The 3158-nt window shown below is 55.3% G+C and carries 3 protein-coding genes and 1 pseudogene; all 4 read left to right on the top strand.

Annotated elements, in window-relative coordinates:
- Window positions 1–871 (top strand): tRNA preQ1(34) S-adenosylmethionine ribosyltransferase-isomerase QueA (queA, locus tag RTY00_RS22535; RefSeq protein WP_312666369.1); only part of this gene is annotated, 871 nt, incomplete at its 5' end.
- A 34-nt stretch (window positions 872–905) separates the two neighbouring features.
- Window positions 906–2030, top strand: a complete 1125-nt coding sequence (gene tgt / locus RTY00_RS22530; protein ID WP_061717469.1) for a tRNA guanosine(34) transglycosylase Tgt — start codon at window positions 906–908, stop codon at window positions 2028–2030.
- 24 nt (window positions 2031–2054) lie between these two features.
- On the top strand, window positions 2055–2387 hold the full coding sequence (gene yajC, locus RTY00_RS22525; RefSeq protein ID WP_008103990.1) for a preprotein translocase subunit YajC: 333 nt from the start codon (window positions 2055–2057) through the stop codon (window positions 2385–2387).
- Between the two features lie 25 nt (window positions 2388–2412).
- Window positions 2413–3158, top strand: a pseudogene (gene secD, locus RTY00_RS22520) (protein translocase subunit SecD); the annotation flags it as partial.

The following is a 3158-nucleotide window of genomic DNA, read 5'->3' as shown; positions in this document are numbered from 1 at the left end:
CGTCTTTGGCCGTAAAGCCAGCGGCGGCAAAATCGAGATGCTGGTTGAGCGCATGCTGGATGACAAACGCGTGCTGGCGCACGTGCGCGCTTCTAAAGCTCCTAAGCCAGGCGCAGAATTGCTGCTGGGCGATGATGAAAGCGTCAAAGCCACGATGGTGGCGCGTCATGACACGCTGTTTGAGATCGCCTTCGAAGACGATCGCGCGGTGCTGGATATTCTCAACAGCGTCGGCCATATGCCGCTGCCGCCGTATATCGATCGTCCGGACGAAGATGCTGACCGTGAGCTGTACCAAACCGTGTACGGCGTGCGTCCCGGCGCCGTCGCCGCGCCGACCGCCGGTTTGCACTTTGACGAGCCGCTGCTGGAGGCGCTGAAAGCCAAAGGCGTTGAGATGGCGTTTGTCACGCTGCACGTCGGTGCGGGGACTTTTCAGCCGGTGCGCGTGGAAACCATCGAAGATCACATCATGCACGCCGAATACGCGGAAGTGCCGCAGGATGTGGTGGATGCGGTGCTGGCGTGTAAAGCGCGCGGCAACAAAGTGGTTGCCGTGGGCACCACCTCAGTACGATCGCTGGAGAGCGCCGCGAAGGCCAGCCAGGACGCGCTGATTGCGCCGTTCTTCGACGACACGCAGATTTTCATCTATCCCGGCTATCACTATCAGGTAATTGATGCGCTGATCACCAACTTCCACCTGCCGGAATCGACCCTGATTATGCTGGTTTCGGCCTTTGCCGGTTATCAGCACACCATGGCGGCTTATCACAGCGCGGTGGCAGAGCAGTACCGTTTCTTTAGCTACGGGGATGCGATGTACATCACCCGTAATCCACAAGCGCCTGACGAAAGCGTCGGCGCGTAATTGAATCAGACTGTTTCTCTGATTAGAGGTTAATGTGAAATTTGAATTAGATACCACCGACGGGCGCGCGCGCCGTGGCCGTCTGGTCTTTGATCGTGGCGTTGTTGAAACCCCGGCATTTATGCCCGTGGGCACCTACGGCACGGTGAAAGGCATGACGCCGGAAGAAGTAAAAGAGACCGGCGCGCAGATCCTGCTCGGCAACACCTTCCACCTGTGGCTGCGCCCAGGTCAGGAGATCATGAAGCTGCACGGCGACCTGCACGATTTCATGAACTGGCAAGGGCCGATCCTCACCGATTCCGGCGGCTTCCAGGTATTCAGCCTCGGTGATATCCGCAAGATCACCGAAGCGGGCGTGCACTTCCGTAACCCGATCAACGGCGACCCGATTTTCCTCGATCCGGAAAAGTCGATGGAGATCCAGTTCGATCTCGGCTCTGACGTGGTCATGATCTTCGACGAATGTACGCCATATCCGGCGGATTGGGATTACGCCAAACGTTCGATGGAGATGTCATTACGCTGGGCCCAGCGCAGCCGTGACCGCTTCGATTCGCTCGGCAATAAAAATGCATTATTCGGCATTATTCAGGGCGGTGTTTACGAAGATTTACGAGATGTCTCGGTTAAAGGTCTGGTAGAGATTGGCTTTGATGGGTACGCTGTGGGCGGCCTGGCGGTGGGTGAACCTAAAGAGGACATGCACCGAATCCTGGAGCACGTCTGTCCGCAAATTCCGCAAGACAAACCGCGTTATTTGATGGGCGTCGGCAAGCCAGAAGATCTGGTGGAAGGCGTTCGCCGCGGTATCGATATGTTTGACTGCGTTATGCCAACGCGCAATGCGCGTAATGGTCATCTGTTTGTTACGGATGGCGTGGTGAAAATTCGTAATGCCCGGTATAAAGATGACACCGCAACGCTGGATGCAGAGTGTGATTGTTACACCTGTCGCAATTATAGCCGCGCCTACTTGCATCATCTTGATCGCTGTAACGAAATACTGGGCGCACGCCTGAATACGATTCACAATCTGCGCTATTACCAGCGTTTGATGGCCGGTTTACGTAAGGCTATCGAAGAGGGTAAATTAGAGCACTTTGTTAGCGAGTTCTACCAACGGACGGGGAAGGCGGTTCCTCCGCTGAACGTCTGATAATTCATCAATGAGGGAAATTTAATGAGCTTTTTCATTTCTGACGCCGTAGCCGCAGCAGGCGCACCGTCTCAGGGAAGTCCGTATTCTCTGGTGATCATGCTGGTGGTATTTGGTCTGATCTTCTACTTCATGATTCTGCGTCCGCAGCAGAAGCGTACTAAAGATCACAAGAAGCTGATGGATTCCATCTCTAAAGGTGATGAAGTGCTGACCAGCGGTGGTTTAGTTGGCCGTGTGACCAAAGTGGCAGAAACTGGCTATGTTTCTATTGCCCTGAACGACACCACTGAAGTAGTTGTTAAACGTGATTTCGTGGCCGCCGTTCTGCCGAAAGGTACTTTGAAGGCGCTGTAATTTTTTCTTCCCGAAGGGAACTGCCGTGTTAAACCGTTATCCTTTGTGGAAGTACATCATGCTGGTCGTCGTGATTCTCGTCGGCCTGCTCTATGCGCTTCCTAACCTTTATGGTGAGGATCCGGCCGTTCAGATCACTGGTGCGCGCGGTGGCGCCGCCAGTGAGCAAACGTTGGATCAGATCCAGACCGTATTAAAACAAGACAATATCGAGAGCAAGTCCCTCGCTCTGGAAAATGGTGCCATTCTGGCCCGCTTTGCAACGCAGGATGTGCAGCTGCGCGCGCGTGATGCTATCACCACCGCGCTGGGCGAAGACTACATTGTGGCACTCAACCTCGCGCCGGCAACCCCTCGCTGGCTGAGCATGCTGGCCGCGGAACCGATGAAACTCGGTCTTGATCTGCGCGGCGGCGTTCACTTCCTGATGGAAGTGGATATGGATACGGCTCTGGGCAAACTGCAAGAGCAGAACGCCGACAGCCTGCGCAGCGATCTGCGCGACAAAAGCATTCCGTATACCACCGTTAATAAAATCGCGAACTATGGCGTAGAAGTGCGTTTCCGTGACGGCGCCAGCCGTGACGCGGCAATCAGCTACTTGTCTACTCGCCACCGCGATCTGGTGATCTCAAGCCAGGGCAGCGATTCGCTGCGTGCGGTGATGAGTGATGCGCGCCTGAGCGAAGCGCGTGAATATGCGGTGCAGCAAAACATCACCATTCTGCGTAACCGTGTGAACCAGCTCGGCGTTGCCGAACCGCTGGTGCA

The sequence above is a fragment of the Pantoea sp. CTOTU49201 genome, assembly GCF_032054795.1.
Lineage (GTDB): Bacteria > Pseudomonadota > Gammaproteobacteria > Enterobacterales > Enterobacteriaceae > Pantoea > Pantoea symbiotica.
Note: the sequence above shows the minus strand (reverse complement) of the source record. Positions and strands in the feature narration are given on the sequence as shown.

What these genes read in the sequence shown, in the direction of transcription:
- yajC (WP_008103990.1), top strand. Translation starts at nt 2,055, where the DNA reads ATGAGCTTTTTCATTTCTGACGCCGTAGCCGCAGCAGGCGCACCGTCT.